Annotated in this window: 3 protein-coding genes and 1 pseudogene; 2 read left to right on the plus strand and 2 right to left on the minus strand. The window is 70.6% G+C overall.

The features are described 5' to 3' along the window. Positions 1-180: 180 nt before the first annotated feature. Positions 181-2,886, plus strand: a complete 2,706-nt coding sequence (locus tag OC534_RS19085) for a S8 family serine peptidase (protein WP_262072403.1) — start codon at positions 181-183, stop codon at positions 2,884-2,886. A gap of 73 nt (positions 2,887-2,959) precedes the next feature. Here the strand turns inward: OC534_RS19085 and OC534_RS19090 are convergent, their stop codons facing one another. Continuing rightward, positions 2,960-4,057: a Glu/Leu/Phe/Val dehydrogenase dimerization domain-containing protein gene (locus tag OC534_RS19090; protein ID WP_136003136.1), complete on the minus strand. Its 1,098-nt coding sequence runs from the start codon at positions 4,055-4,057 to the stop codon at positions 2,960-2,962. Between the two features lie 291 nt (positions 4,058-4,348). Here OC534_RS19090 and OC534_RS19095 point away from each other — a divergent pair, with 291 nt between their 5' ends. Then, positions 4,349-5,497, plus strand: coding sequence for an HDOD domain-containing protein (locus OC534_RS19095; protein WP_262072404.1), 1,149 nt, complete (start codon positions 4,349-4,351; stop codon positions 5,495-5,497). Positions 5,498-5,503: 6 nt separating this feature from the next. Here the strand turns inward: OC534_RS19095 and OC534_RS19100 are convergent. After that, positions 5,504-6,067: pseudogene (locus OC534_RS19100) on the minus strand (phospholipase D-like domain-containing protein); the annotation flags it as partial. Between the last annotated feature and the right edge of the window lie 285 nt (positions 6,068-6,352).

Consider the following 6,352-nt stretch of genomic DNA (forward strand, 5'->3'; position numbering starts at 1 on the left):
CTTAAAGACAAAATAAGTGTAATTAGCGGCTGTCTATAGTTTTTTTTTTTTTTTTTCAAAGAAAAGGCCGAAATCGGATTTTTCGGCTTTTCTGGGGGCCTGGAAGTTGTTTAAAAGAGACGGGGGGGGGGGACCCGCCCCCCGTCCCCCCCCCGGTTCCCCCCGCCGGTCACACCGCCGGTGACGCCGCCGACCAATCCGCCGGTGCAGCCGGCGATCGATGCGCACCTGACCATCGTCAATGGCCGCAACGTGCAGGGCCTGACCGGCAAGGGCGTGCGCATCGGCGTGGTCGATTCTGGCGTCAACCGCGCCCATCCCGCCCTGTCGGGGCGGGTGGTGTCCAGCCGCGCCTACATCGACCCGCGCGTCAACAATCTCAACGTGGACGATGTGGTCGGCCACGGCACGACGGTGGCTTCGCTGGCGGCGGGCCGCGCCGTCGGCGCCTGGCCGGGCGGCATCGCGCCGGAAGCGCTGGTGATCTCGGCGCGGATCATCGCCGACCGGCGCCCCACCGATGACGGCAGCGGCAGCGGCAATGAAGTCAGCGGTGCGCTCGGTTTCGCGCCCATGCACCAGGATCTGATCGCCGACGGCGTGAAGATCATGAACAACTCCTGGGGCGGGCTGTACTGGACCAACCCGGCCGCGACCGCGCCGATCGCCAACGAGTACCGTCCCTTCGTGATGGCGAACAACGGGCTGGTGGTGTTCGCCAGCGGCAACGAGAGCCGCCCCAACCCCTCCAGCATGGCTGCCCTGCCAAGCCAGGCCGGTCCGAACGGCACGCGCCCGGCCGCTGACCTGGAGCGCGGCTGGCTGACCGTGACCGCGGTGGATTCGGCCGATCCGTCCAAACTGGCGTCCTATGCCAACGCGTGCGGCGTGGCGGCCGCCTACTGCCTGGCCGCGCCCGGTACCGTGGTGTACGTGGACCCGCAGAACACCGGTGGCACGCCGAGCTACCTGTGGGGCTCGGGCACGTCCTATGCCGCACCGCTGGTGTCCGGCGCCGCCGCGCTGGTGTGGGAGAAGTATCCGTACTTCACCAACGACCTGGTCCGCCAGACCCTGCTTGGCACCGCCACCGATCTTGGCGCGCCCGGCGTGGACAGCACTTTCGGCTATGGCCTGCTCAACGTCGCCAAGGCGGTCAACGGGCCGGCGCGCTTCGACTGGGGCAACACCGTGGTCGATGTCAACGTGTTGGGCCTGAACTCGGTCTGGAGCAACACCATCAGCGGCAGCGGCGGGCTGGTCAAACAGGGCAACGGTTCGCTGGGCCTGTCCGGCATCAGCACCTACACCGGCGACACGCGCATCGAACGCGGCACGCTGGCGCTGCGCGACGGCGGGTCGATCACCTCCAACGTGACCATTGTGGCGCAGCCCGATGCCGCCGAGCGCGCGGTGCTGCAGTTCATGGGCAGCAGCGCGCGGGTCAAGGGCAACGTGGACAGCGGCGGCAGCGTGCTGCTGAACGAGGCGCGCACCGTTGCCACCATCGACGGCAACTACGTGCAGCGTGCCGGCGGGCAGTACATGACGCTGCTGGGCGCCGCACCGCTGAACGTGACGGGCACGGTCGAGCTCCAGGGAGGCGTGCTGTACCTGATGGGGGCGGTGAGCGGTTACGTCCCGCAGGACGGACGCCGCCAGGAGCTGATCAAGGCGGGCCAGTCGCTGACCGGCGCGTTTGACAGCCTTCGCAAGGACACCAGCATCACCCTGCTGGAAAGCCGTTTCGGCTACGACGCGCGCACCGCATGGCTGGACATCGACCGGGTCAACGTCAGCGCGGCCGCCGCGTCGGCGGGCGTGGGCGCTGCGGCGCAGGGCGCGGCGGCCCGCGTGGAAACCGCATTCGAAGTGCTCGATGGCGGCGGGCCGGCCGCAGGCGGCTTTGCGGCGGCGGCAGGCCAACTGCAGCAGGTGCAGGGCGCCGACGGGCTGTCGGCGAGCCTGGAGAGCCTGTCCGGCAAAGCGCACGGCCTGGCGGCGGCGATGACCTTCGACACCATCGACATGCAGCGACGCGCGCTGTCCTCGCGTTTCGATGCGGTGACGGCCGCACCACGCCTGCGCGGCGCCTGGCACAGCACGCTGGGCGAGGCGGGGCAGGGCAGTTTCGCTGCCAGCGGTGTCCAGACCCAGGGCTGGATGATGGGCCAGGACACGGCACTGGGCAGTCACGGCATGCTGGGCTTCGCCTTCGGCGAAACCCGCAGCGCCAGTACCCGCGACTGGGGCAATGACAGGGGGCGTGACCGCCAGTCGCAGGCGCAGCTGTATGCCGGCTGGCAGCACGGGCGGGCCTACGCGCTGGGCCAGGTGGGCGCCGGCCGGTTCACCCGCGATATCGACCGCCAGCTGCTGCTGGGCGCCGGCCAGTACGGGGTCAACGCGCGCTACGGCGGCAGTTTCAGCACGGCCAGCATGGAATCGGGCTACCGGTTCGGCAGCACCGCCCTGTCGCTCACGCCGTACCTCGGTGCCGAGTACGCACGGGTGGACAGCGACCGCTTCAGCGAGAACGGCGGCGCCGGTTTCGGGTTGCGCACGCTGGGCGGCATTGCCAGCCGCAGCCAGGCGCTGGCTGGCGTGCGTGCGCAGGCGTGGTGGGGCGACTGGTCGCTGCGCGGCTACGCCGAATGGCAGCAGCACCTGGCCAGCCACGGGCTCGACCTGCAGGCCAGCTTCGTTGGCGTGGATGCGTGGGCGCCGCTGGCCGGCCTGCAGCCCGCCCGGTCCGGGGGGCTGTTCGGGGTCTCGGTGGAGTCGTGGCTCAGCCGGAACACGCGCGTGTCGTTCGGCTACGACCAGCGCGTTGGTCCGCGCGGCGACCTGCACCAGGTGGCCCTGCGCTACGCCTCCGCGTTCTGACCCCGCAGGGCAGCAATGAAGAAGGGCGCGATCGTCGATCGCGCCCTTCTGCGTTTCCGGTAGGGCCGTGCCGTCAGTTGCGGCGCAGGGTGCCCAGTCGCGGCGTGCTGCGGCCGAGAGGCATTTTCAGCTTGCCGATCGACTGGATGCGCGATTCGGCGATCTGGTCCGCGGCGCGCTGGGGAGCGATACCCTCGCGCTCGGACAGCGCGAAAATGCGGCCGAGGTTGTGGTAGATGCTGCGGATCAGGCGCATGGCGCGCTCGCGGTTGTAGCCGTCGATCTCCAGCGACACGTTCATCACGCCGCCGGCGTTGACCGCATAATCGGGCGCATACAGGATGCCGCGCGCATGCAGCTCATCGCCGATCTCCAGGCTGGCGAGCTGGTTGTTGGCGGTGCCACAGACGATCTTCGTGCGCAGGCGGGGCAGCGTCTGCGGATTGATCGCGCCTTCCAGCGCACAGGGCGCGAAGACGTCGGCGTTGACGTCGTAGATGTCGTCGGGCTTGACCGCCTCGGCGCCGTATTCGGTGACCGCGCGCTCCACCCGGCTGCTGTCCAGATCGGTCACGAACAGCTTGGCCCCACGGTCGCGCAGCAGTTTGACCAGTTCCATGCCGATATGGCCCAGGCCCTGCACGGCGATGCTGGCCTTGCCGACTTCCTCATGGCCCAGCTTGTGCTGCATGGCGGCCATCAGGGCCTGCAGCGCGCCGTAGGCGGTGAACGGGGCCGGATCGCCGGAGCCACCGTGGACCTGGTGCACGCCGGTGACGTACTCGCTCTCCAGGTAGATGTTCTCCATGTCGTTGACATCGGTGCCCACGTCCTCGGCGGTGATGTAGCGCCCGCCCAGCGAATCGACGTAGCGGCCGAACGCGCGGAACAGCACTTCGCTCTTGTCCACCTTCGGGTCGCCGATGATCACCGCCTTGCCGCCGCCCACGTTCAACCCGGCCAGCGCGTTCTTGTAGGTCATCGTGCGGCTCAGCCGCAGCGCATCGGCGAGCGCCTCGTCGGTGCTGGCATACGGCCGCATGCGCACCCCGCCCAGAGCCGGGCCCAGGGTGGTGTTGTGGATGGCGATGATCGCCCTCAGACCCGCGTCGCGGTTGTGGCAGAACACCACTTGTTCGTGATCGGTGGTTTCGAGGGTTTCAAATAACATGGTGGCTCCGATGGTGCGAACGGTGGCGAACAGCGGCGAACGGACCAGCAAATGTTGGGTTGTAAAACAAAAAAAGCGACGTCGTCGGTTCGAGTGGACGGGTCGCGCGGCGCCATTCTAGTGCATTCCGCCGGAGGGCGGTGTCAGCCCCCGCCGGGGCCGGGCCGTTAAAGTTGGTGAAGGCGCGGCCGATGCCGTGGCTACGGTGTGCAGTATCGGCAATGTCAGGATGGATGACGTGGGCGCAGTGGCGACAAGGCAGGTGCGGGACCGCGTTTCCGGGAGACCTCGATGCTGACGTCGGCGCCGATGCTGGGTGCGTGGGGCGTGGGCGGCGTGGCCGCCGTGCTGGCGCTGGTGGCCTGGCGCAGGCGCCAGGGATCGCTGCAGCGGGGGCCGGCCGAGACACGGCCGCCCCGGGCCTACCTGCGCGTGGCGGCTCCGCTGGCGGCGCCCGCCGGGGACCCGGCGGCGGTCCTGCAGGCCGGGCTGTATGCCCTGGCACTGGTGCCACGCGGAGGCGATCCGGCAGGTGACACCGCGCCCGCGCCGGCATTGCGTGCGGCAGTGGATGCGGCGCTGTCGGCGCGCGACTGGTCGGCCCGCCACCTGCCGCGGCGGCCACAGCTCCTGCCGCAGTTGATCCAGACCGTCAACGACCACGAGGCCTCGGCGCGGGCGATGGCGGCGATCATCGGCCAGGACCCGGTGCTCACCGGCAACCTGCTGCGTATCGCCAACAGCCCGGTGTACCGGTTGCAGGCCCGGCCGGTGGACAGCCTGCAGCGGGCGGTGACCCTGGTGGGCACCGAGGGTATCCGCCAGATCATCAGCGCGGTGCTGGTCCAGCCGGTGATGCACCTGCAGTGCGCCGCGTTCCCGCAGTTCGATGCGGTGATCTGGGAACACGCGCTGCTGGCGTCGCGCGCGGCCGCCGACCACGCGCGTACGGTCAGCCATGAAGATGCCTTCGCGGCGCAGTGGCTGGGGCTCACCCAGGGGCTGGGCGCGGCGCTGGTGATGCGCCACCTGCTCGATGCCTGCGCCGGACACGGTGTCGCGGTACCGCCACGGGCGCTTGCCGCCGCTCTGCTGGATGACTGGACCCTGCCGGTCGCCAGCCGTATCGCTGCAGCGTGGGAATTGCCGCCGCCGGTGCATGCCGCGCTGGAGCGGGCCGGCGCCGGCGCGCCGGACGGACTGCTCACCAGCCTGGGTTTTGCCCGCGCCGCGGCGGCGGCCAGCCTGCTGTGCCGGCACGGACGCATGGGCCAGGCGCAGGCGCTGGCGTTGCTGGAGCACCTGCAGAGCACGCCGGCCCACGCGCTGCAGTGGATCTGGCGGCGTGTCCACGGGCGCGCCGTGGAAACCCTGGACGCCGACGAGGTGCATGCCGGGGATGGCGATGCCGGCGCGGACGCAGGCGTGGCCTCGCGCTGAGCGCGGCTACAACTGCGACTCCAGCGGCAGCCAGCTGATGGCACGCGCACTGACGCGCAGCCACAGGCCGGTATCCGGTTCGCGGTAGAGCCAGTGCGGCGGCTGTGCGGCGCGGTCCAGCCAGCGCACCTGGCCGTGCGCGTCCAGCGCCACCCAGTAGCTCTGCGTGGGACTGGCCAGCCGCAGGTACTCGGCGCGCAGTTGCGCCGCCAGCACCGGGTCATCGAACAGCACGCCCATTTCGGTGTTGAGGTAGGCCGAGCGCGGGTCGAGGTTGAACGAGCCGACGAACCCGCGCCGGTCGTCGATCATGAAGGCCTTGGTGTGCAGGCTGGCACCGCTGCTGCCGAACAGGCCGCCGCTGTCGGCATGGCCGCGCGATTTCAGCTCGTACAGGTGCACACCGCTGCGCAGCAACGGGGCGCGATAGTGCATGTAGCCGCTGTGCACGGCGGCAACGTCGTTGGCCGCCAGCGAGTTGGTCACCACCCCGACAGTCGCGCCGCGTGCCACCAGCGCACCCAGCCCCTGCGTGCCTTCTTCACCGGGCACGAAGTACGGGGAGATCAGCAGGGCCTTGTGGCGGGGGCCCCCCCGCTCCGGCGGGAGCCGCCCGGGCCGCCCCGCGCCCCCGGTCGACCCGGCCCCGGGCGGCGCCCCCCGCCCCCCGGGCGGGGCCAGTCCGGGGGACCACCGCCCGCCCCCGCCGCCTGGGGTCGCGCGCCACGGCGCTGTGGTTCTCCCCCCCCCGCGCCGCGGGGCGCCGACCCCCCTGAACCCCCCCCCCGCGAAAACCGCCGCGGCGGCGTTCTCCCCCCGCCGCCGGGGGGCGCTGGCGCCCCGCCCGCACCTGTG

The sequence above is a fragment of the Stenotrophomonas sp. Marseille-Q5258 genome, assembly GCF_946900935.1.
Lineage (GTDB): Bacteria > Pseudomonadota > Gammaproteobacteria > Xanthomonadales > Xanthomonadaceae > Stenotrophomonas > Stenotrophomonas nematodicola.